The sequence below is a fragment of the Niastella vici genome, assembly GCF_002077945.1.
Classification (GTDB): domain Bacteria; phylum Bacteroidota; class Bacteroidia; order Chitinophagales; family Chitinophagaceae; genus Niastella; species Niastella vici.
Window position 1 is genome coordinate 16,798 of sequence record NZ_LVYD01000075.1, and the last position, 23,587, is coordinate 40,384.

Consider the following 23,587-nt stretch of genomic DNA (forward strand, 5'->3'; position numbering starts at 1 on the left):
AACTGGTAACTGTTTTACAGCGTAATATCAATGCCGAAATTCACTACTTTCATGATCGGGTACCAGTTGCCATTGGCATCATTGGTTTCGGGGTCTACATCTACCGTTTTCAACCTGTCGAAGGTTATCATATTCATCCCCTGTATGTATACGCGCGTGCGTTGCAGGCCGGCCAGCTTCATCCACTTATTAGGTAAGTAATAACCCACTTCAAAATTTTTAAGCCGCAGGTATTGGGCATTGTACAGGAACAGGCTGCTGTAATATTGTTTGTTGTTGTCGTATTTGCCGTAATGCAGGGCGGGGTAGGTAGCGGTGGCGGCGGTTTGCGGCGTCCAGCGTTGCAGGTGCATGGGTTTTACTTTTCCTACTTCATCATTTTGATAAATAGGAAAATCATAGGTGGCGGGGCCGCCCAGCAATAGGGACGTATGTGTTGCGCCCTGGAACAGGATGCTGAGATCGAACGATTTGTACCGGCAGCTGATGGGAATGCCATATTGAATTTCAGGCACCCGCGGATATCCTTTAGAGATCCGGTCGTTGAGGTCGGTGATCTGTCCGTCGCCATCAATATCAACATACTTTGCATCACCGGGCATTACGGTTCCCCATTTTTGAAAACCGGTACCGTTGTTCATTTTATTCAGGTCATCCGCTTCTTTCTGGCTGTTGATGAGCCCATCGAAAATATATACAAATGGCTGCCCCACAGGCAGGCCTGTGCGATATTGCCAGGCATAGGTTCGCAGCACTTCCCGCTGGTATTTGATCTTGTTGCGGGCGTACGAGAAGTTGGGGCGGATGGAATACGTAAAGTTGCTGCCTATTTTATCGCTCCACGAAATTTCGAAATCAAGTCCCTGGTTATTTACAATACCCACGTTCAATAAAGGCGCACTGGTGCCTACGAGTGAAGGAAAGCCCTGTTTGTCGGCCCCGCTGAGGTCGGTAATGATATCGTACCGGTGCTCATGGAATAGATCAACGGTAATGGCCAGTCTTCTATGCAGGAATTCCATATCAATGCCCACATTGATCTTGCGCGCTTTTTCCCAGGTAAGCTGGGGATTGGCCAGCCGGCCCGGACGAATACCGCCGGGGTTCTGGTTATTTTGGGTACCGAAATTATAGGCATCGCCTGAGTTGTTGTAAAATTGCAGATAACCGAAACGGTTAGCACTGGGGTCGCTGCCGGCCTGGTCGTTGCCCACCAAACCATAGGAGCCTCTCAGCTTGAACATATCGAGCCAGCCCTGCGTCGATTGCATGAATTTTTCATTACTGACCACCCAGCCTAATGAAGCGGCAGGGAATTTTCCATAGCGGCGGCCGGGGGCAAAGTTTTCAGAACCATTAAAGCCCATATTGAATTCAACCAGGTAACGTTGGTCGTAGTTATAGGTTACACGGCCCGAAATTCCCTGGTAACAGAATGGTACTTCATTATTTTTTATGCGGATAGAACGGTTGGCAAGGATCAAACCCGTTACATTGTGTTTGCCGAACGAGCGTATATAATCGAGTTTGAGCTGATAATAAGTGCGGCCAACATCATCGTCGCGCGAATAACTATTGCCGAGCGTGTTATCGGTAGTGCGGCGCGGACTGCTGTACAGGCCGGTGTAATGGCCGGGTTTCATATATACATCCACGCCATCAGTGGGGTAAAATGTAGCATAGCCGGGATATACGCGATAGCCTTGTGATTCGGTAGGCACCGAACGCGTGATCCAGTAGCCGCCCTGGCGGTCGTATGAAAACATGCCTTCGAGCTTTAAGCCTTTGGTAAGGGCGTCGAGTTTGTACCCCATGATAAACGACCCATCGAGGTAATTATCGCGCTGATCGAGGTAACCGGTTTTTGATAATTCACCCAGCATATTGAACCGGTAGGTTTGCGTGCCGAACAGCATGCCATTGGGAAAATTTACATTGTAGGTGCGGTTGCCGGGGTTGTCGTTGCTTTCCAGCACAATGGGGTAAATAGGCGGCTGGGTGTTGGCAATTTCAATGACCCGGTTGGCGGTAGTGCCCGGCGCATTGCGGTCGGTAATGCGGGCGCCGAGTATAAGGGTGGCATACAGGGAACCCGTGATATCCACATCGATATTCGATCTGAAATTATACCGTTTGAATATGGCCTGTGTTTTATAGGCATCGTTAATGGTATGTTTGTAATTCCCGTTCTGCTGAAAATAATTGCCCATGATAAAATACCGGGCTTTATTGCTGCCACCCTGTATGGTTAAACTGTAATCCTGTTGAAAACCGGGTTTAAAGGCGTAGTCGAAATAATTTTGGTTATAACCAAGGCCGTCTGAATTGTCGCCTTTGGCTTTGCGGTAATTATCGATCTGCTCGCTGGTGAACAGGTTCAGGGTGCCGGGCGATACGCCGGGGTTATCGTTGATCTTGGCTTCGTTGAACAGCATGGCATAATCGGCCGAACCCAGGTATTCAGGAAAGTGAATGGGTGTATTGATACCATCGGAGATCTTGAAATTCAGCGTGGCTTTTTCTGAGGCTTTTCCCCGTTTGGTAGTAATGACGATAACGCCATTGGCGCCGCGTACGCCAAATACGGCAGTGGCCGATGCGTCTTTGAGTATGGTGAAGCTTTCAATTTCATCGGCGCTTAAATAGTTTAGCGAGCGTTCTACCCCATCTACAATAACGATGGGTTTGGCATTGCCATAGGTGCCAATGCCACGGATGTAGAGATCGCTGATGTCGACACCCGGTTCACCCCCCGAAAACTGGTTCACGTTCAACCCGGGTAACCGGCCAGCCAGTGCATTGGTTAAATTAGCAGTTGGGCTTTGTTGTAATTCGCGTGAGGAGATGGCTGCTACAGCGCCGGTCACCGTTACCTTTTTTTGCGTGCCGTACCCTACTACCACCACATCTTTCAAATTCTGCGCATCTTCTTTTAGTGTGATGGCCATGGTGCTGCGGCCCTGCAGGGCTATTTCCTGCGACTGGTAACCGATAAATGAAAATACGAGGGTTGCTTCGGCATAAGGAACGTTCAGTGAAAACCGGCCTTCGCGATCGGTGGTAGTGCCGGTGGCAGCGCCCCGTACCATTACCGATACACCGGGCAGGGGCGATCCTTTATCGTTCAGTACCTGGCCGTTCACGGTTAACGGCGGCGGTGTGGCCTCCCAGGCTGCGGCCTGTTCAATTGTTTTTTTTTGAACAGATGGCGCGTTGAAAAGCAGGATCTGTTTTTCGTCGATAACGCTGAATAAAATGCCAATGGGTGAAAGCACATTGTTGAAAAGTTCGGCGAGCTTTTTGTTCACCAGCCTGAACGAAACTTTTTTGTTCAGGTTAATGATGTCGCTGCTGTAAATAAATGAAACGCCGGTTTGGCGCTGAATTTCGCGCAACACTTTTTTAACTTCCACCTGGTCCATGCTGATGTTGATCTTTTTGTCGAGCACGTTCTGGGCATTGGCCTGCACAGTATTGCTGCAGGTAATGATGAACGCCAGTTGCCACAAAAGGAGGCGGGCAACGATCAAAAAATGCAATCGTTCTTTTCTCATTGTGAAGAATTTTTCAAATCAATAAATTGGTTCGCAGTAGCCGGGTTTTGTACAGGCAATAGCAGGCCCCGCCGCATAATACAGCCAACACATACCGCGGAGGCCCGGTATTACCGGTTTAACAGTTTTTAAATGATGAAATACAGTTTATGGATTGTCTCCTGTTCTGGTTTCTTTTATGATTATTTGTGAGCCGTTTATCTCGTATATAGTTTGTGTTGATTTACAGATGTATTCCAGCTGGGTAAATAAGCTATACGTTGAAAGGTTGCCCGTAAAATGGCGGCCGGCTAATTCCTCGTTCTCAACTGTAATAAGAATGCCATACGCATCGCTGAGCATTTGCAAAACATTCCCAAGCGGGGCTTCTTCAAAATTGAAGGGTTCGCCGGTTTGCCGGTTGCCTGAACCGGATGGCGCTTTTGTTTTCGACAGCGGTTGCGGATCATCCACAATACCGGTTATCAACTGGTTCGAGGCGGCATTATACGTTACTTTCTTATTGCGGGTGAGCACCACGCCTGTTTTGGTATCGGCATTTACCTCCTGACCCTGTTGCTGGTATACCAGCACGCTGCCGGTAACAACCGCCACTTCTATATTACGATCTGTTTTGTGTTGTTTTATCTGAAAGCTGGTGCCCAGTACTTCGGTTGTTAAGCCATCGTTCAGGTGCACTTTGAAGTGTTTATCCGGATTATGGTACACTTTAAAAAATGCGCTTCCATGCAAATGCACTTCGCGGGTGGCGCCGGTAAACACCGGCGGATAATACACGGTGGCGCCCGGTTGCAGGGTTATGAGGGTACTGTCGGCCAGTTGCACGCTTTTTTCGCCATTCGTTTCGTTAACAGCACTATCATATCCGGGTTGTATTTCAACAATGGCCAACGGATGCGTGTGGCGGGGGGCATACCGCAACAATATAATGGCGGTGGCAACCACTGTTACCGCTGCCGCCACTGCGGCTATGCGGATCCACGTGCGGGCCGTGATTGGCTTTATAATGGCCGGTTGCGCAGCTGTTGTTTCAACCTGTACATTCATTTGAATGGTATGCCAGAGCCTTTCTTCAATCAGTGATTTATCTGCATCGGATAAATGCAGGTCACTGTTCCTGATCATTGATTCATACCATTCCAGTACAAGCTTTTCTTCTTCGTCGGTGCATTCGCCGGCAACATACTTCTGCAATAAGCGATCAAAATTCGACTGGCTCAAGGATGGTCTTTATTATATGACGGAATTTGGTTGCCGGTCCCTAAAAAAGAGAGCAGGATTATTTTAGACAAACGGTTGCGTAGCTGGTTCGCAGTTAGGCTATAATAAGGTAAAATAAGTGTTCAGGTAATTGCGCAAATGCTGGCGAAGCAGCTTGAGTGATTTTGTAATGTGGTATTCAACCGCTTTTTCGGTGAGCTGCATATGACCGGCGATCTCTTTTACCGATTTGTGTTCATAGCGGCTTAATTTAAAAATGGTCTGGGTTTTTTCGGGCAGCTCGTGCAGGTGATTTTCGATAAGCACCAGCAGTTGCTCCTGGTTCAGCTCATCTTCGAGTGCATTGATGGCGGCGGCCGGTTTATAGTTTTGCAGGAATTTATCTTTAACGGCCTGTTGCCGCAGAAAATCGATGACCATATTTCGTAAGGAAACCGTGAGAAAGGCGCCCCAGTTCTTTACCTGCAGGCTGGCGCGGTTCCGCCATATTTTTTCGAAGAGGTTCTGCACCAGTTCCTCGGCATCGGGGGCACTGGTGGTATATTTAAAGGCAACACAATATAATTGGTACCAATATTTTTTATACAACGCTTCAAATGCAGCCATGCCATCCCGTTGAAGGGAGAGATCATTTTCTTTATGTGACCCGGCGCTGGCAAGCATACATGGAAAGGAAAGGGTTTTGAGCTATTTTACTTTGAAAGTATGGGTTTTTTGCCATAAAAAAACCGATTTTGCTAAAATTAATTGAGAAGTGGTGGGCGTAGGAGGATGCAGGAAGAAAGATATTTTTAGATTGCGGGATATAGAGATTTTGAGATTTATCAGAAGGCAGAGCCAAAATGAAATCTCAAAATCTCCAGATCTCAAAATCAGCAATCTTCTTTCTTTTACTTCTTCATCGCCATGTTACTATTCCCGATATCACGATAGATCTTCCAGCCGCCGCCCTCCGGTTTCCATACCACCACGTATTTGCCTTTATCCATTAATTTATTGCCTGTACCATACATTTCATACATACCGGTTTCAGCCAGCAGGTCAGCATTGCCAACTACCTCAACAGTGGTAACTTTTACATCTTTCATTCCCATTCTTATGGCGCCACCCCAGCCTGATGCGATGGCGTTGGTACCCTTAAATGGTTCGCTGTTATCGAACATAAGCCAGGCGTCGGATGCATAATGGGCTGCCAGCGCATTGGAATCGCCCTTTTTTGCTTCTTCCACAAATTTTGCATTATCGGCTTCAATCCAGGACCTTGCTTTGGCGAGATCAAAAGGAGGCGCTGCGGCAGTAGTATCGCTGGTGCTGGCTTCCTTCTTTTCGGTGGCAGCCTGCTGACACGACATAAAGAACAGGGTGGCTCCTGTTATCAATAATAAGGAAACATACTTTTTCATGTTGATGGTTTTATACTAAGGTAGATGCTTTTGATGCCAAAAGTTGTTCGTTATTATGATCTTGATTTTAATCAACATTGCCTGTTGTTTTTGTAGTTCAAACACTAACAGATACGTGAAAACATGATCATTGTCAATTTTCTGACTGTACTTCGAATATTAAATTGTCCTAATTTTAAAGTACCATTTTCTCACCATTAAACTACCACTCATGGACACTCCATTTATTGGTCAGGTTGTTTTATTTGCCGGAAATTTCGCTCCCCGTGGCTGGCTCTTATGTCAGGGCCAGATTTTACCCATTGCACAGAATACTGCTTTGTTCTCTATTCTTGGTACAACGTATGGGGGTAACGGTCAAACTACTTTTGCTTTACCCGATCTTCGTGGTCGTGTAGCTGTTGGGAACGGGCAGGGGCCTGGTTTAAGTGACTGGGTACTGGGTGAGGCGCAAGGTGTTGAAAACGTTACATTGATCTCGACTGAAATGCCAGCTCACAACCACCTTGTTCAGGTAAGCGCTGGTGACGCAGATACTGGCACTGCCAGTAACAATTTTTTGGCAAATGCAAATGCTCAATTCGGCGCCGACCAAATACCCGTAAATACCTATAATGGAGGAACGGGTGCTACATTGGCTGTTAACTCTATTGGGGTTGCAGGCGGCAGCCAGCCACATGAAAACCGTCAACCTTCCTTATGTTTGAATTACATTATTTGTACGCAGGGTATTTATCCATCCCGCAATTAAGGATCTCCTGATTTGGGCCTGTACGTAGTATGAGAACGGGCATTGTCTCTAATTCTATACTTTGTTTACCGCTTTTGAATTACCTGCATGCTGCGGGGGAAGATGTTATTGTCTTTTCCGCAGAGCAGGCGGTTAATGATAAAGGTGCCATTGCATCTTTTTGTACAGGGGCCGGTATTTCCTGTACGTCCCGCCCGCCTGCCCGAATGATTCATTCAGGCGGGGATGACCGGTCGGACGGGCATGAAAAGAGCAGCGGCCAGTCGTTGTACGATTGGGTGAACAAACAACAACCTGCTATCATTTTCGTAATTGGTTATAACGAGATCATTCGCATTAACCGGTTTACTACCGTTATGCCCGATCTGTATAATGTGCATTTTGGCCATTTGCCAGAGTACAGGGGACCCAACCCTGTATTCTGGCAATTAAAAAATGGCGCGCCCTCACTGGCAATCACCATTCATTGCGTTACCGAAAAACTGGATGCCGGCGGCATAGCCTGGAAAAAAGAATATCCCAATGAACCCTTCTTCAGCTATGGTTATGTTCACCAGCTGATGAGCAATTACCTTGTAGAAGGCATACATTACGTATTGCAATTAAAAAAGCAGGGACGATCTATCACACTTACACCACAGGACGAACAAAAGGCGGCTTATTTCGGCAGGCCCAATGCACAGTTGGTTTGCATTGACTGGAATGCGATGCGTGCAGCAGCAATCTGTGATCTTATAAAGGCCTGCAATCCCTGGAACAATGGCGCCATCACCATTTATAATGGTTTTGAGATCCGGATCAGCGATGCTGAATGTAGTTCGTTCAACGGAAACACCACTTATTCCCCGGGAACCATTCTCGATACTTCCGGTTCTTTCCTGGTTTCATGTATCAATAAAGAAGCTTTACACATTCATTCCCTCACCCTTAACGGAATACTACTACCCGGTCGGTTTGCAGCGAACTTTGGCTTTATAAAGGGCCAGTCATTTAAATAAAACGTCGGGAGTTATGATAAAAAAACTACACTGTACATACATAGTATGTGTATGGATCCTATTGTTTGTAACGCGCGCAACCACGCTGGCTCAAACCACGTTGACAGCCGGGGATATTGTTGTTTTAGGTATGAATACAGATGACGTATATCCTGATCAACGATGGGCTTTTATGACCCTGGTAAATTTAGCGGCCAACACAAAAATCAATTTTACCGATGCGGGGTACGATGGCACCGCCTTCAGGGTGGCCACGACCAATGAGGGACATATGCAATGGACTGCACCCGGGCCGGTTTCAAAAGGGACCATTATTTATGGCACCAACACTAAGATAAACGGGGCTACTACCAACGTTAGCGGGCAATTGGGTGGTACAGCAGCTTATTTAAGCCAGGGCGGCGATCAGATCATTGTTTACCAGGGCACCCTGGGTACTGCCACGGGCGCCACCTTTATTTATGCCTTAAATACTGGCCAAAGCGCCTCATATACCACCGATGGGAGTTGGCAAACGACAGGTAGTACTTTAGCTGATTATTTATCTTACCTGCCGCCGGGTTTAAGCAGCACTACCACTGCCACTTTAACCTCGAGTCAGCTCAATACTTCTCATGCCACTGGTTCTGGCAATTTTGGGTTCGATAATATGTATTATGCTGGTACCACAACCGGTACCAGAGCTGCGCTGCTCGCAGCCATATCGAACCCTGCCAATTGGGTGGGCAGTGATGGAAGTACTTATAATATTGCCAGCAGCGGTGTTTTCCCTTCTGCCTTCACAATTCTACCCGTAATCTTATTGTATTTTAATGTGCAATCACAGGCCGGCGAAACCGTGCAGCTTACCTGGGGTACGGCCATTGAAAGCAACAACGATCATTTTACTCTTGAACGAAGTGATGATGGCGTGCATTACAGCCTGCTCACCACGGTGCCCGGCAAGGGCGATCATGACCAGCCGGTTGATTATTCTTTTATTGATCATTCGCCTGAGGCCGGCAATAATTATTACCGGTTAAGTCAAACCGACCGGGATGGCCGGGTGAAAATATTGGGTATAAAAAGTATTCAGGTACAGGCCATCGCCTTGCGTGTAGGGCCCAACCCCGCCATACAATTTGTGGAAGCAGATTTTACCCGGGGCGACTGGCGGGAGATCAAATTATATAACAGTGCCGAACAACTGCTGCAAACCATTTCATTAAAGGCAACAGCCAGCCAGGTAAAGATACCTTTGCAGGATTACCGCCCCGGCAGTTACTACCTGGCGTTTGTGGGAACCAATGGCCGGACAAATACGGTGCGGAAGATCCTGAAGCGGTGAGTAGGATATGCCGGTTACCGGGTACCTGTTACCAGGGTCTTAATGGGGAGCATGCTAACTGTATTTGGGCGCTCCGAATTTTTTACCCGGCAACCGGGAACTGGAAACTTTGAACTATAAACTGTAAACCAGCCATTCGGTAACCAATCTGTTAAAGAACTAATAAGCTACTTACTCAGAATTAGGTATAAAGAACCCGATTTCGGGATAAATTTTTTATTTAATAAAAAAAATTTAACTTAACAGTAGAATAGCTCTTAAAATTATTACCATGGATACGGTAAGAGATATACTGCAAATCAAAGGACATGTAGTATACACGGTAAATCCGGAGAGCTCGGTATACGAAGCATTGGAAACACTGGAATCGAAGAATCTCGGTTCCCTGGTAGTTTTGGAAGAATGTGGTACATTGGATGGTATTTTTACAGAACGTGACTACGCCCGCAAAGTAATATTAAAAGGTAGATCCTCGAAAGAGACCAGGGTAAAGGACATTATGACTGAAAGCCCAATTTTTGTTTCTCCTGATACCAAGATTGAATACTGCATGCAATTAATGACCGATAAACATATCCGTCATTTACCTGTGCTCGAAGACAATGAATTAATTGGACTCATTTCTATCGGTGACCTCGTCAAGCACATCATCGATCAGAAAGACTTCATTATTCAAAACCTCGAACATTATATTACCAGTTAAAGCTACCAATTGATCGTACATTGTGGGTAATTGGCATGGTGCCTTTGATTAATTACGTTAATGAAGGACGTACGTGCATGTGCATGAACGCCCCTCATGGAGGAATTATGTTATGCCAGGAAATGAAATCCATAGTAATCCATTGGGGCCTTTGCTGCTCTACGCAATTGTGGTAGTGATATTACTCGTTGCCATTCTATTCCTGTCTTACATCTTAGGTCAACATCATCACGACCGTGCAACCGATAAACCATACGAAGGAGGCATTGAACAAACAGGTTCTGCCCGGCTTCGCTTTTCTGCCCAGTTTTACCTCGTAGCCATGCTGTTTGTGATATTTGATGTAGAAGCTGTGTTCATCATTTTATGGGCATTGGGCTTTTACGAATTGGGCTGGTATGGGTATGCAGGTGTGGCCATCTTTATAGGCCAGCTGGTAGTGGTATTGATCTACGAATGGGGAATAGGAGCGCTCGATATAGGGATCGATGCAAAGAAGATCCTGAAGAAGTACAAAGAGTTGACGAGTCATTCCGTTAACTGAAAACTTTGAATTGTAAACTTTGAACTTAATATGAAATGGTGGTTAAGCAAAGCAAATGATACTACCGGTAATTTTTCCGGTAATGGCAGCATGGAAGAGGCCGTTCGTCAGAGTATTATGCTAACCTCTGCACAAAGCCTGTTGGCCTGGGGCCGAAAGAACTCCATGTGGCCGTTCCATTTTGGACTCAGCTGTTGCTTTGTAGAAATGGCCACCAGCATTACCAGTAAATATGATGTGGCGCGGTTTGGGGCCGAAGTGATACGCGGTACGCCACGCGAAGCCGATGTAATGGTGATCGCCGGAACGGTATTCATTAAAATGGTGCCCATTATAAAACGGTTACACGAACAAATGATGGAACCCCGCTGGGTGATCTCGATGGGCAGTTGCGCCAACAGCGGTGGCATGTACGATATCTACAGTGTGGTGCAGGGCGTCGATAAATTTCTGCCGGTTGATGTGTATGTGCCCGGCTGTCCGCCCCGGCCCGATGCATTTATGCAGGGACTGATGTTGCTGGCCGATTCTGTGGGAAAAGAAAAGCGCCCCCTGAGCTGGGTCATCGGTGAACAGGGAGTAATAAAACCAACGCTTTCTTCCATGAAAGAAAAGAAACGGGAAGAAAGAATGCATATGGTGAATTTTAAAGGAATTGATGAAGTGTAAAGGGATAGTGCGTTTTCATTTAATAGTGAATTGTCATGGACGATGCAGATACCATATTACAGCATCTCCAGCAACGAATAGGCGCTGAAGCATTGCATCAGCAAAAAACGGTTGATGAAATACCCACGGTGTGGGTATCAAAGGAAAACCTCGTATCAGTCATCAGGTTCCTTAAGTCAGAAGTTCCCCAGCCTTATAAAATGCTGTACGACCTATTCGGCATCGACGAACGCAACAGGAACCGCTACAATGGATTGCCCATTGCTGATTTTACGGTTGTATATATCCTGTTCTCTTTCGACCGCAATGAATTTATTAAAATAAAAGTAGCCCTGCGGGGTGAATTCCCTTCTGTTGATTCCATCACTTCCTTATTTAAGAACGCGAACTGGTACGAACGCGAGGTGTACGATATGTTCGGCATCCGGTTCAACGGGCATCCGCATTTGACCCGCATTCTGATGCCGCTGACCTGGCAGGGTCATCCTCTGCGCAAGGAACATCCGGCACGGGCAACCGAAATGGGGCCATTTCAACTGTTTGATGAAAAACAAGACCGCGAAATGGAAGCGCTCCGGTTCAAACCCGAAGATTGGGGTATGGCGGAACACGGCGATGATGCCGATTATATGTTCCTGAATATTGGTCCGCAACACCCCGGTACGCATGGCGTGCTGCGCATCATTCTGCAATTGAATGGCGAAGATATAGTTGACGCAGTGCCCGAAATAGGTTTTCATCACCGCGGGGCCGAAAAGATGGCCGAACGCCAGAGCTGGCACACCTACATTCCCTATACCGATCGCGTTGATTACCTCGGCGGTGTTATGAATAACCTCGCGTATCTGCTGTCGGTTGAAAAACTGGCCGGTATTGAACTGCCCGATCGCGCCATCGTCATCCGCGTTATGTTGTGCGAACTGTTCCGCATTGCCAGCCACCTCGTGTGGTTCGGCACTTTTGCCCAGGACCTGGGACAATTATCGCCCGTGTTTTATATGTTCACCGACCGCGAAAAGATCTTCGATATCATAGAAGCCATCTGTGGCGGCCGCATGCATCCCAACTGGTTCCGCATTGGTGGCGTGGCGCAGGACCTGCCCAATGGCTGGCAACGCCTGGTGCAGCATTTTGTCGAAGACTTCCCGGGCAAGATCAAAGAGTACGAAAAAATGGTCATCCGCAATAGTTTGTTCAAGGCGCGCACCAAGGGCATTGGGATCTATACATTGGAAGAAGCCATTGAGTGGGGCGTTACGGGGCCGGGTTTACGCGCCTGCGGCTTTGAATGGGATTTCCGCAAAAAACGTCCATACGCCGGGTACGAGCGGTTTGAATTTGATATTCCCACGGCACAGAACGGCGATTGTTTCGATCGCGCGTTGGTGCGGGTAGAAGAAATGCGGCAAAGCCTGCGCATAGTGCAGCAGTGCCTGGAAAATATGCCGGTAGGTGATTATAAATCGAGCCATCCGCTTACTACGCCGCCCATGAAGAAATACACCATGCAGGATATTGAAACCCTCATCACGCATTTTTTGAATGTGAGCTGGGGGCCGGTGATACCGGCAGGGGAGGCCATGAGCTGTATTGAGGCCACGAAGGGTGCCAATAGTTATTACTGCATCAGTGATGGCAATACGGCGGCCTATCGGGTGCGTATCAGGACTCCGTCATTCCCCCATATGCAAATGGTGCCGTATATCAGTAAGGGGTATACGGTGAGCGATCTGTTGAGCATATTGGGAAGTATTGATTTTGTGCTCGCGGATATTGACAGATAAAGTGCTAATTAGCTTTTCAATGATAATGCAAGAAATAAATAAAAAACAAACAACAAGATCCGGGGATACCGCAAAATACACGGAGGGAGTCTTTGGGGCCGATTACCTGAGTGATCAGGAGCGTAGTGAAATAGATCATGAAGTAAGTATGGTGCCGCATAAAAGCGCTGCCGTTATTGAAGCGCTGAAGATTGTGCAGCACCACCGCGGGTGGATAAGCGATGAAAGTGTTACCGCCATTGCCGCCTACCTGCAAATGGGGGCCGCTGAAGTAGACAGTGTGGCCACTTTTTATAACCTTATTTTCCGTAAACCGGTTGGCCGGCATGTGATCCTGGTGTGCGACAGCATTTCCTGTTACGTGATGAAATATGGCGACATCTACAAAGCGTTGCAGGAAAAGCTGAAAATAAAATTTGGTGAAACCACCGGCGACCAGTGTTTTACGCTATTGCCGAACGCCTGCCTCGGTTGTTGCGATCATGCACCGGCAATAATGATCGATAATGATCTGTACAAAGATGTGACCGTTGGAATGCTCGACCGCATCTTACAAAAATATACCTGAAGTACCATGGAACGACCATTGACACAATTTATTCATCCGGGTTGCCCGCCGTTCGATCTCAGAGAGTATGAGATGACGGGTGGTTATTCTGCGTTAAAAAAAGCACTGGCCGGCATGACGCCGCTCGAAGTACAAAAGCTGGTGCAGGATAGTGGGTTGAAAGGCCGTGGCGGCGCCGGCTTCAATACCGGTATGAAATGGAGCTTTGTGCCCATGGGCGATGCTGCCCCGCATCCCAAATATTTGATTGCGAACGCCGATGAAATGGAGCCCGGCACGTTCAAAGACCGCTTATTGCTCGAAGGCAACCCACATCAGCTGATAGAAGGCATGATACTGTCGGCCTACGCTATTCAAGCCGGTGTTTCGTACATCTTTTTACGCTGGGCCTATAAAAAAGCGGCGCAGCTGTTACGCAAGAGCATACATGAAGCATATACGGCCGGCTTATTAGGTAAGAATATTCTGGGCAGCGGGTTCAGCCTGGAAATGCATTTGCACACCGGAGTGGGCCGGTATATGTGCGGGGAAGAAACCGCGCTGCTAAATGCGCTGGAGGGAAAACGCGCCACGCCGCGGGCAAAACCGCCATTTCCGCAGGTAAGCGGCTTATACGGCAAACCCACCATCGTTAATAATGTAGAAACGCTTTGTAATATTCCGCACATCGTGAATAATGGGGCCGCCTGGTTCAAAGGGCTGAGCAATAGTGAAGACAGCGGCACTAAATTATACGGCGTAAGTGGTAAGGTAAATACGCCGGGTTGCTGGGAGTTACCCATGGGGGTTACAGTGCGGGAGTTGATTGAAGAACATGCCGGCGGCATGCAGAACGGCTATCAATTAAAAGGGGTGTTGCCTGGTGGCGCTTCTACCGATTTCCTTACCGCCGAACACCTGGATGTAAAAATGGATTTTGGGGGTGTTCAGGCAGCCGGCAGCCGGCTGGGTACCGGCACCATGGTGGTAATGGACGATGCAACCTGCCCCGTTGGTTTTGTGCACAACCTGCAACATTTTTTTGCACAGGAAAGTTGCGGCTGGTGTACGCCCTGCCGCGAAGGATTGCCCTGGGTTGAGAAAATGTTGATGAGCCTTGAAGAGGGGAGTGGAACGGCAGAAGATGTGGAGCTGTTGCAAATGCACACGCAATTATTGGGGCCGGGCAATACATTTTGCGCGCTGGCGCCTGGCGCCATGGAACCCCTGCAAAGCGCGTTGAAATACTTCAGGGAAGATTTCGACCGGCATATTCAATTACATCGATGTCCTTATGAAAATGGCCACCATTAGCAATAAGCATATTGACCAACCATGTCAACTATATACATCGATAACAAAAAATACGAAGTAAAAGCAGGTAAGAACCTGCTGGAGGCCTGTTTGGGCCTTGGCATCGATCTGCCTTATTTCTGCTGGCATCCGGCGCTGGGCAGTGTGGGCGCCTGCCGCCAATGTGCCGTAAAGGTTTTCAAAGATGAGAACGATAACCGCGGCAGGCTGGTAATGAGTTGCATGGAAAGCATAAAGGATGGCCTGCACCTGTCGGTGACCGACAAAACCGCCAGCGCTTTTCGCAGCCAGGTAATAGAATGGTTAATGACCAACCATCCGCACGATTGTCCGGTTTGTGATGAAGGCGGCAGTTGCCATTTGCAGGATATGACCGTGATGACGGGGCACGATTACCGCCGTTTCCATTATAAAAAAAGAACGTATACCAATCAATACCTGGGGCCCTTTGTTCATCATGAAATGAACCGCTGCATACAGTGTTACCGCTGTGTGCGCTATTATCATGATTATGCCGGCGGTAACGACCTGAATGTATTTGCAGCCCATAACCATGTTTATTTCGGCCGCGAGAAAGATGGCGTGCTGGAAAGTCCGTTCAGTGGCAACCTGGTAGAGGTTTGTCCAACCGGCGTATTCACCGACAAAACCCTGCGCGAACATTATACGCGCAAATGGGACCTCACTACGGCGCCTTCTGTTTGTCATCATTGCAGTGTGGGATGTAATACCATTGCCGGTGAGCGCTATGGGAGCCTGCGTTGCATAACCAACCGCTACAATAGCCAGGTGAATGGTTATTTCCTGTGCGACCGGGGCCGGTTCGGCTATGAATTTGTGAACAGTGAGAACCGCATTACGCAACCGCTTATCCGTAACCGCCCGGTGGAAGCGGTGGATGAATTTGTGTTGATGGACCATTTGCGTGAAATACTCACCAATCATACATTGATCGGTATTGGATCGCCACGGGCAAGTGTGGAAAGCAATACCGCGTTGATGCAGTTGGTAGGCAGCCAGAACTTCTACCAGGGTATAAGTGATAACCTCGGGTTTATTCAAAAGCGGGTGGTGCAGGTGATGCAGTCGGGTGTAGTGAAACCTGCGTCGCTTCATGATATACAACAGGCCGATGCCATTTTGATATTGGGTGAAGATTGCTGGAACACCGCGCCGGTAATGGCGCTGGCAGTTCGCCAGGGCGTACTCAAAACGGCTGCCGAACATGCTTTGGAAAACAGGCAATTGCCGGCCTGGCACGATGCGGCGGTGCGGGAACTGGTTCAGCAGGAAAGAGGTTTTCTGGCCAACTGCACGCTTGCGGGTTCTCCATTAGATGAAATAAGTGCTGCTATTTTACATAAAGCGCCTGATGATCTGGCGCGTATTGGTTTTGCGATCGCCAACCGCCTGAACACCTCCCTGCCGGCTGTGCAGCTTGATAATGATACTTCTTCAAAGGTTGCTGTGATAGCATCGGCCCTGCAGCAGGCAAAGCATCCGGTTATCATCAGTGGTACGGGTTGTTACAATGAAGCCCTGATAAGGGCGGCGTTTGATATTGCAGCAGCTTGTAAAACAACGGCGGCTGAAGTACGGCTTGCGTATGTGGTGCCTGAATGCAACAGCATGGGGCTGGCCATGATGAATGCCTCCAGTTTTGAGAATGCTGTTTTACGGGCAAGCCGTGCGCAACAGGTAACTGCCATTGTACTGGAGAATGACCTGTACCGGAATGTTCCGTCGAATATTGCCGATGTATTCTTTAACAGTTGCCGGCATGTGATCGTGCTCGATTCGCTGAACAATGCCACCACGCAAAAAGCGGATGTGCTGATCCCCGCCGCCACTTTTGCCGAAGGCGATGGAACCCTGGTGAACAATGAAGGCCGCGCCCAACGGTTCTACCAGGTATATATGCCCGCCCAGCGAACCATACAGGAAAGCTGGAAATGGTTGCTGAAAATGCAGGCCACACAAACCGGAATAACTAATGAAACAATTTATCATCCTGAAGAAATGCTGGCCAGCTGCGAACAACTGTTGCCGCAGTTTTCGGGTATTTCCGGTTCAGCCCCGCGGCGCGATTTTCGTGTGCATGGACAGGCGCTTCCGCGCGAACCACACCGGTACAGCGGCCGTACGGCTATGCTGGCCAACCTTTCAGTAAGCGAGCCCAAACCAAAACAGGATGATGATTCGCCTTTCACTTTTACAATGGAAGGTTATTCCGGTATGCAGCCATCGTTGTTGATCCCCTTCTTCTGGTCGCCGGGCTGGAACTCCATACAGGCTGTGAACAAATACCAGGTGGAGCCCGGTGGGGAATTGAAAAATGAACAGCCCGGCAAATTGTTGTTCAATTACAGGCCGGACGCTGTACCAGCTTATTTTAAAGATATACCCGAAGCATTTGGCGTGCGCAGGGAAAAGTGGTTGTTGTTGCCGCAATACCATGTATTTGGGTCAGACGAATTAAGTGCGTATGGCCATGGTGTTCAGGAATTGTCGCCCGATGCATACATCGCCCTGTCGGTAGAAGATGCCAGCCAGCTGGGTGTAGTGGATGGATCACTGCTTTCTATAAAAGCTGCGGAGACCCTCTATGAATTACCGGTGCGAACGATGGCCACCCTGCCTAATGGTGTCATGCTGATGCCGGCGGGGTTGCAAGGAATGACTATGATGAGTTGGAACTCGTGGGTACAAATTGTAAGTATTAAGTTATAAGTTTTTGACGCATGTTAACAACAAATCAAATAGTAATCGTAGCTGGCGTTTTATTCGTGCTGCTGAATATTGCGGCCGGCCTGATATGGGTTGAACGGCGCCTGCTGGCCTTGTGGCAGGACAGGCTGGGTCCCAACCGTGCCGGCCCGCTGGGTATTTTGATCGTGCTGGCAGATACGCTCAAATTATTCTTCAAGGAAGACTGGATACCGCCTTTTGCCGATAAATGGGTGTTTGTGGGGGCTCCGGCTATTGTGGTTGGCAGTGTGCTCATGAGTTTTGTGATCATTCCTTTTGCGCCCGGTATTGTGGTGGCCGATCTCAACATCGGCATTCTCTTCTTTTTGGCCATGTCGTCGCTGGGCGTGTACAGCATTGTGTTAGGTGGTTGGGCCTCCAATAATAAATATGCCCTGCTGGGCGCCCTGCGCGGCGCTTCGCAAATGATCGCTTATGAAGTGTTCATGGGGTTGTCATTGATGGGCGTGGTCATGTTGACCGGTTCATTCAATCTCGGTGATATAGTAGCTGCTCAAAAGCATTTATGGTTTGTGGTAACGCAGCCGGTTGGGTTTATTATCTTCTTTATTGCCGGTATTGCCGAAACGCACCGGTTGCCTTTTGATATTCCCGAAGCGGAGAGCGAGTTAATTGCAGGGTACCATGCCGAATACTCGGGTATGAAATTCGGAATGTTCTTTATTGGCGAATACCTGGGTATTACCCTGATCTCGGCCATGATCGTGACCCTGTTCTTTGGTGGCTGGCTGGGGCCGGCATTTCTGCCGCCGCTGGTATGGTTTGTGATCAAGCTGTTTTTCTTTATTGGAATGTTTATTCTGTTACGCGCGTCGCTGCCCCGCCCGCGATACGATCAGTTGATAAGTACGGGGTGGAAAGTATTATTGCCCCTGGTGCTGGCGAATGTGCTGATCACCGGAGCGGTTGCGTTGTGGCTGAGAGGTAGGTAGAATTTAATTTCCTGAATAATAAAAAGTAGGATCATGCTAAGTCATCTTCGAACAATGTGGTTGGTGTTTATACACCTGTTCCGTAAAAAAGCAACGATCGAGTATCCTGAGGAGAAAGTGGTCCTGCATCCGCGTTATCGCGGCCGCATCGTGCTCACTAAAGATCCCGATGGCGGCGAACGCTGTGTAGGTTGCTATTTGTGTGCAGTGGCCTGCCCGGTCGATTGCATTGCGCTGCAGGCAACCGAAGATGAAAATGGACGCCGGTATCCCGATTTCTTCCGCATCAATTTCTCACGTTGTATTTTTTGCGGGTATTGCGAAGATGCCTGTCCAACCTATGCCATACAGTTGATCCCTGATTTTGAAATGGCAGAATACAACCGGCAGAACCTGGTGTTTGAAAAGGAAGACCTGCTCATCGATAGCCAGGGAAAATATCCCGGTTATAATTTTTACCGGGAGGCTGGTATGGATGCCGGTGTAAAGAAAAAAGGCGAAGGTGTGAATGAAGAACCGCCGGTAGATGTGCATAGTCTGCTTCCGTAGCATAATATGCTAATTGGTTAATATGCTTATGTGCTTATAAAAACAAGTTGCAGGTTTCAGGTTACAAGTTCCACGGATTCCCTGCAACCTGAAACTTGTAACCTGTAACTGATCATTAACGAATCCAAATGTCAACACTATTCTATATATCGTCTATCGTGGCCGTTGCATCAACGGTCATGGTCATTACGCGATACCACCCCGTGCATGCGTTGTTGTACCTCGCTGTATCATTTCTGTCAGTGGGTATGATCTTTTTGTCGCTGGGGGCTCCGTTCGTGGCGGCGTTGGAGATCATCGTGTATGCCGGCGCCATCATTGTGCTGTTCATCTTCGTGGTCATGATGCTGAACCTGGGCCGCGAAACTGCGCAGCAGGAAAAAGAATGGTTACAACCAAAAGTATGGGTGGTGCCATCGATCCTGGTGCTGATATTGCTGGTCGAAATGATCATTTTGCTGTTTTCTGATAACAAAGACATCATGCGGATATCCGTGGTAGACCCACGCAAAGTGGCGCTTTCATTATATGGCGAATATATTATTGCCGTTGAGCTTACCGGTTTTTTGCTGATGGCCGGTATTGTGGGCGCTGCGCATATCGGCAAACACAAACGGTCGTCGTTGCACCGGTTCCTGCAAAATGGAGAGAACGGGAATGGGAAAGCCCATACGGGAGTGCCACCCGAACAGGTTTCAAACGAACAAACTGTATTACATGACTGATAGCGCACATATGGTATTGATGGTGGCCACCGTCCTGTTTGGCCTCGGGCTCATTGGCGTGCTTACCCGCAAGAATGTGGTCTTTATGTTGATCTCGGTGGAGATCATGTTGAACGCGGCGGGGCTGGCCTTTGTAGCTGCCGGATCAAAATGGCAACAACCCGATGGACAGGTCATGTTCCTGTTCATTTTGGCCATGGCTGCCGCTGAAGTATCGGTGGGGTTGGCGCTGGTGCTGCAAATTTATCATCAGCATAAAACAATGGACGTGGAGGATTTGAAGGAATTGAGAGATTAGTTTATTATTATTTTTTTGTACTGAATTGGTAATACTGTGATTAATGATATTGTTTCACGTTGCAGGTTGCAAGTTTCAAGGCCCTGTAACCTGAAACCTGTAACTGAGTCAACTTATATACAATGAATCAATTGTTAGCCTATATACCCGCTTTTCCACTAATTGGCTTCCTGATTCTATCCCTGTTTGGTAGAAAATTACCAAAACCAGTGATTGCAACAATTGGTGCGGGTACGGTATGTATTGCGGCGATCATTACTATTGTGTTGGGCGTTTCATTTTTGCAAACACCGCCTGCCGGTGGAGCCTTCCATCAATTGTTATGGTCGTGGTTTAAAGTAGGAAAACTGTCAATAGATATCAGTCTGCAGGTAGATGCCTTAACACTCGTCTTTATTTTTATCATCACCTTTGTGGGGGCCCTCATTCATATTTATTCCACCTTCTTCATGTGGCACGACGGGGACTATGCCCGCTTTTTTGCATCCATGAACCTGTTCGTTTGCGCCATGTTGTTACTGGTGATGGCCGATAACCTGGTGCTGTTATACCTGGGCTGGGAGGGCGTTGGCTTGTGTAGTTATTTACTCATTGGTTTCTGGTACGAAGTGCCTTCCAATTGCCGGGCGGCCAATAAAGCATTCCTGATCACCCGTATTGGCGATACAGCGTTGCTCATTGGCTTATTCCTGTTATTCAGGGAACTTGGTACGCTGAATATACAGGGTATTCTGCAACAGGCGCCTGCTCATTTCACAACGGGAAGCGCCAATATCGTGCTCATCACCATCCTGTTGATGATAGGCGGTATGGGTAAATCGGCTCAGATGCCGTTGCAAACCTGGCTGCCCGATGCTATGGCCGGTCCATCCCCGGTGAGCGCATTGATACATGCGGCTACTATGGTAACTGCCGGCGTGTACCTCATTGCGCGCATGCATGGGTTGTTCCAGCTATCGCCGGTGACCATGACCATCGTTGCTATCATTGGCGCCTGCACTTTACTGGTAGCCGGTTGCAGCGCCCTGGCGCAAACAGATATAAAAAGAATACTGGCTTATTCAACCATCAGCCAGATCGGGTATATGTTCCTGGCATTGGGCGTGGGCGCCTGGAGTGCCGCCATCTTCCATTTCTTCACCCACGCGTTTTTTAAAGCCCTGTTATTCCTTGCTGCCGGCGTAGTGATTGAAGCCCTGCATCATGAGCATAATATTTTTATGATGGGCGGCCTGCGAAAAAGAATGCCCATTGTATTCGTGACATTTTTGGCCGGTGCTGCGGCGCTTAGCGCCCTGCCATTGGTGAGCGCCGGTTTTTTTAGTAAAGATGCGATCCTTTGGTACAGCTGGAGCGCTGCCAATGGTAATGTCTTCCTGTGGTTGATGGCCCTGGCCGGGGCGTTTATTACCGCTTTATACAGCACGCGGTTAATGCTGGTCGTATTCTGGGGAGAACCGAAAACGCCTGTGCATGAAGCACCTGCGCAGGGCATGATCATTCCGTTGATCGTGCTGGCTTTCTTTTCTGTTACTGCCGGTTTTATTGAATGGCCGCATAATATGATGCATCTGACGCTTTTTTCTGATCATGTGCAGAAGGTGTTGCCCGAAACAATAATGAAAGCCTACCTGCCATCAGAATGGTTCTTCCAGGCTATTGCGGCATTGGTAACAGGGGCAGGTATTTATCTGGGTTATACTATGTATTATGGTAAGGCCGGGGTGCGCTGGCAACAATCGCCCGGACTGGCATCTACCCGCGAATTTTTGTTCAGCGGCTGGAAGTTCGATCAGTTGTATAATTTCATTTTCGTAAAACCTTTTTTGTTCCTTACCCGCATCAACAAGAGTGATGTCATCGATCGCATGTATAATGGCATTGCCCAGGGCTCGTTGCGGCTGAGCAACTGGTTCTCGGTTTCGCAGAACGGCTCGTTGCGCCTGTATATAGTAGGCGTGCTGGCCGGCATCCTCTTTATTATAACACTTCAACTATTGTTATGATACTGGTTTTAATGATAGGGATCTTATTGCTGGGCGGTATCGCCTGCTGGCTGGTGGCCCAACGCAGTGCAATGGCGGCGCGGTACGTTGCGCTGATCGCTGTGATCATGGCATTTGTTATTCCGCTGGGCTGGTTTATTCAGAATAAGCCAGCTATCACTGGCGCCAACAAATGGTTGGTGCAGTATCAGGCGAACTGGATCCCCGCATTCGGTATCAGTTTTCACCTGGCCATGGATGGGCTCAGCTTTCTTTTGATACAGCTAACCTTCCTGCTGGGAGTATTGGCTGTTTTATGTTCGTGGAATGAGATCAGGGAGCGGTCGGGTTTTTATTTCTTCAATTTGTTGTGGACCCTGGCCGGTATTGCGGGCGTTTTTGTCGCCATGGACCTGTTCCTCTTTTATTTCTTCTGGGAAGTGATGCTGGTGCCCATGTATTTTTTAATTGCCATCTGGGGCGATTTCAACCGCCGCTATGCCGCGTATAAATTTTTCATTTTTACCCAAACCGGCGGACTGCTGATGCTCCTGGCTATTCTGGCCCTGTACTTTATTCATGGCCAGCAAACGGGTAATTATACATTCGATTATTTCGCTTTGTTGAATACCACGCTGGGTGGCGCCACCGGCCGGTGGATCATGCTGGGGTTTTTAATTGCTTTTGTGATCAAACTGCCCATGGTGCCCCTGCACAACTGGCTGCCCGATGCGCACAGCGAAGCGCCAACAGCGGGTAGTTTAATACTGGCCGGGTTATTATTAAAGACCGGCGCTTATGGCATTTTGCGGTTTGTGTTGCCTCTGTTCCCCCAGGCTTCGGCTGCTATTGCCTGGTGGGCCATGTTATTAGGCGTGGTGGGCATTGTATACGGCGCCTTGCTGGCCTTTGCACAAACCGATCTTAAACGGCTTATTGCCTATACCTCGGTGAGCCATATGGGCTTTGTGTTGCTTGGGGCTTTTGCCTTTAATGAGATCGCTTTACAGGGCGTGGTGATGCAGTTGCTGACGCACGGTGTTAGTACCGGCGCCTTGTTCGTAATGGCCGGCATGTTGAAAGAAAGATTGCATACCCGCGATATCAATCAAATGGGCGGGTTGTGGACGGCCATGCCGCAGATGGGCGGCCTGGCGCTGGTGTTTGTAATGGCTTCACTCGGTTTGCCCCTGCTGGGTAATTTTATTGCAGAGTTCCTGATCCTGATGGGCAGCTTCCCGGTGAACCCGGTATTGACCGTTATTGCCAGTGTGGGGTTGGTGCTGGCGGCATTGTACTCGTTGCGTATTGCGCAGAAAGTATTTATGGGACAGTTGCAGGTAGTAAGCGAACGGCCGGCTGATCTCAGTGCCCGCGAATGGATCATTATGGCCTGCCTGACAGCCGCCATTATATGCTTGGGCCTTTATCCGCAGCCTGTATTTGATTTGGTTAAAGGAGCATTTTTTGTTACCGGTTACCAGTTGCCAGTTGCCGGGGTTTCAAATTAATGG

At 48.4% G+C, this 23,587-nt stretch carries 20 protein-coding genes; 16 read left to right on the plus strand and 4 right to left on the minus strand.

The genetic code is table 11. The features are described 5' to 3' along the window. Nucleotides 1-14 precede the first annotated feature (14 nt). The 4 genes from A3860_RS31795 to A3860_RS31810 all read right to left on the minus strand — a co-directional run bounded on the left by A3860_RS31795 (nucleotide 15) and on the right by A3860_RS31810 (nucleotide 6,178). Nucleotides 15-3,554, minus strand: a complete 3,540-nt coding sequence (locus A3860_RS31795) for a SusC/RagA family TonB-linked outer membrane protein (protein WP_081154420.1) — start codon at nucleotides 3,552-3,554, stop codon at nucleotides 15-17. Between the two features lie 147 nt (nucleotides 3,555-3,701). Continuing rightward, nucleotides 3,702-4,775: a FecR family protein gene (locus tag A3860_RS31800; RefSeq protein ID WP_081154423.1), complete on the minus strand. Its 1,074-nt coding sequence runs from the start codon at nucleotides 4,773-4,775 to the stop codon at nucleotides 3,702-3,704. Nucleotides 4,776-4,874: 99 nt separating this feature from the next. Continuing rightward, nucleotides 4,875-5,438 (minus strand): RNA polymerase sigma-70 factor, encoded by a 564-nt coding sequence (locus tag A3860_RS31805; protein WP_081154425.1) that lies wholly within the window; start codon nucleotides 5,436-5,438, stop codon nucleotides 4,875-4,877. Nucleotides 5,439-5,665: 227 nt separating this feature from the next. Next, the gene (locus tag A3860_RS31810) at nucleotides 5,666-6,178 is read right to left on the minus strand and encodes a YybH family protein (RefSeq protein ID WP_081154428.1); all 513 of its coding nucleotides are present in this window, start codon (nucleotides 6,176-6,178) and stop codon (nucleotides 5,666-5,668) included. 211 nt (nucleotides 6,179-6,389) lie between these two features. Here A3860_RS31810 and A3860_RS31815 point away from each other — a divergent pair, with 211 nt between their 5' ends. The 16 genes from A3860_RS31815 (at nucleotide 6,390) to A3860_RS31890 (ending at nucleotide 23,584) form a co-directional block, all read left to right on the plus strand. Further along, on the plus strand, nucleotides 6,390-6,929 hold the full coding sequence (locus A3860_RS31815) for a phage tail protein (protein ID WP_081154430.1): 540 nt from the start codon (nucleotides 6,390-6,392) through the stop codon (nucleotides 6,927-6,929). A 74-nt stretch (nucleotides 6,930-7,003) separates the two neighbouring features. Beyond that, entirely contained in the window at nucleotides 7,004-7,927 is a 924-nt protein-coding gene (locus A3860_RS31820; protein WP_158085428.1) for a methionyl-tRNA formyltransferase, read from the plus strand. A 13-nt stretch (nucleotides 7,928-7,940) separates the two neighbouring features. After that, nucleotides 7,941-9,254, plus strand: a complete 1,314-nt coding sequence (locus tag A3860_RS31825) for a hypothetical protein (protein WP_081154435.1) — start codon at nucleotides 7,941-7,943, stop codon at nucleotides 9,252-9,254. A gap of 271 nt (nucleotides 9,255-9,525) precedes the next feature. Then, a complete protein-coding gene (locus A3860_RS31830) occupies nucleotides 9,526-9,957 on the plus strand; it encodes a CBS domain-containing protein (RefSeq protein ID WP_081154438.1) in 432 nt (143 codons plus the stop codon). 151 nt (nucleotides 9,958-10,108) lie between these two features. Continuing rightward, nucleotides 10,109-10,501: an NADH-quinone oxidoreductase subunit A gene (locus tag A3860_RS31835; protein ID WP_245843673.1), complete on the plus strand. Its 393-nt coding sequence runs from the start codon at nucleotides 10,109-10,111 to the stop codon at nucleotides 10,499-10,501. 30 nt (nucleotides 10,502-10,531) lie between these two features. Then, nucleotides 10,532-11,170, plus strand: coding sequence for an NADH-quinone oxidoreductase subunit NuoB (nuoB, locus tag A3860_RS31840; RefSeq protein WP_081154444.1), 639 nt, complete (start codon nucleotides 10,532-10,534; stop codon nucleotides 11,168-11,170). Between the two features lie 35 nt (nucleotides 11,171-11,205). Beyond that, the gene (gene nuoC, locus A3860_RS31845; RefSeq protein WP_081154458.1) at nucleotides 11,206-12,954 is read left to right on the plus strand and encodes an NADH-quinone oxidoreductase subunit C/D; all 1,749 of its coding nucleotides are present in this window, start codon (nucleotides 11,206-11,208) and stop codon (nucleotides 12,952-12,954) included. A 25-nt stretch (nucleotides 12,955-12,979) separates the two neighbouring features. Beyond that, nucleotides 12,980-13,522, plus strand: a complete 543-nt coding sequence (nuoE, locus tag A3860_RS31850; RefSeq protein WP_245843674.1) for an NADH-quinone oxidoreductase subunit NuoE — start codon at nucleotides 12,980-12,982, stop codon at nucleotides 13,520-13,522. A gap of 6 nt (nucleotides 13,523-13,528) precedes the next feature. Continuing rightward, a complete protein-coding gene (gene nuoF, locus A3860_RS31855; RefSeq protein ID WP_081154463.1) occupies nucleotides 13,529-14,815 on the plus strand; it encodes an NADH-quinone oxidoreductase subunit NuoF in 1,287 nt (428 codons plus the stop codon). Between the two features lie 21 nt (nucleotides 14,816-14,836). Next, complete coding sequence (gene nuoG / locus A3860_RS31860; protein WP_081154466.1) at nucleotides 14,837-17,545, plus strand: NADH-quinone oxidoreductase subunit NuoG; 2,709 nt, start codon at nucleotides 14,837-14,839, stop codon at nucleotides 17,543-17,545. An 11-nt stretch (nucleotides 17,546-17,556) separates the two neighbouring features. Then, a complete protein-coding gene (gene nuoH, locus A3860_RS31865; protein WP_081154469.1) occupies nucleotides 17,557-18,516 on the plus strand; it encodes an NADH-quinone oxidoreductase subunit NuoH in 960 nt (319 codons plus the stop codon). 33 nt (nucleotides 18,517-18,549) lie between these two features. Further along, nucleotides 18,550-19,065: an NADH-quinone oxidoreductase subunit NuoI gene (gene nuoI / locus A3860_RS31870; protein ID WP_081154472.1), complete on the plus strand. Its 516-nt coding sequence runs from the start codon at nucleotides 18,550-18,552 to the stop codon at nucleotides 19,063-19,065. Between the two features lie 128 nt (nucleotides 19,066-19,193). Beyond that, nucleotides 19,194-19,790 (plus strand): NADH-quinone oxidoreductase subunit J, encoded by a 597-nt coding sequence (gene nuoJ, locus A3860_RS31875; protein WP_081154475.1) that lies wholly within the window; start codon nucleotides 19,194-19,196, stop codon nucleotides 19,788-19,790. Then, nucleotides 19,783-20,088, plus strand: a complete 306-nt coding sequence (nuoK, locus tag A3860_RS31880; protein ID WP_081154477.1) for an NADH-quinone oxidoreductase subunit NuoK — start codon at nucleotides 19,783-19,785, stop codon at nucleotides 20,086-20,088. Before nuoJ ends, nuoK begins: the two co-directional genes overlap by 8 nt. Nucleotides 20,089-20,210: 122 nt before the next feature. After that, on the plus strand, nucleotides 20,211-22,094 hold the full coding sequence (gene nuoL, locus A3860_RS31885; protein ID WP_081154480.1) for an NADH-quinone oxidoreductase subunit L: 1,884 nt from the start codon (nucleotides 20,211-20,213) through the stop codon (nucleotides 22,092-22,094). Beyond that, the gene (locus A3860_RS31890; protein WP_081154482.1) at nucleotides 22,091-23,584 is read left to right on the plus strand and encodes a complex I subunit 4 family protein; all 1,494 of its coding nucleotides are present in this window, start codon (nucleotides 22,091-22,093) and stop codon (nucleotides 23,582-23,584) included. The genes nuoL and A3860_RS31890 overlap by 4 nt, the downstream gene beginning before the upstream one ends. Nucleotides 23,585-23,587: the final 3 nt, after the last annotated feature.